Origin of the sequence: Polaribacter sargassicola (genome assembly GCF_021991835.1) — a bacterium.
GTDB lineage: Bacteria > Bacteroidota > Bacteroidia > Flavobacteriales > Flavobacteriaceae > Polaribacter > Polaribacter sargassicola.
Window position 1 is genome coordinate 1 of the sequence record NZ_JAHDAU010000108.1, and the last position, 334, is coordinate 334.

Annotated in this window: 1 pseudogene; it reads right to left on the reverse strand. The window is 33.5% G+C overall.

The annotated features are described in order from the left end of the window. Nucleotides 1-334: pseudogene (locus KI686_RS16050) on the reverse strand (cardiolipin synthase); the annotation flags it as partial.

A 334-nucleotide genomic window follows, 5' to 3' on the forward strand; every position in this document is an offset into this window, starting at 1 on the left:
ATTTGAACGGCCACAGTATTATCACAATGCAATACAGGAAAATACGCTTCCTTTACCTGAAGTGTTTGCCCTGACACAAAATTCCATGTGGTAAGGAAATGAAATTGTAAAGCCTTTACTGCTTCGCCTTCAAGTCGCAAATGTGTATCTCTCCAATACGGTTTACTTCCATTATTATTTAAGTAAACATCTGAGATATTAATCCCTCCTACATATCCTATTTTTCCATCTATGATAGCTATTTTTCGGTGATTTCTATAATTCATCTTACCTGTTAAACTAGAAAAAACAACAGGCATAAAAGGAAAGTGCTCTATTTTATTTTGTGTTAATT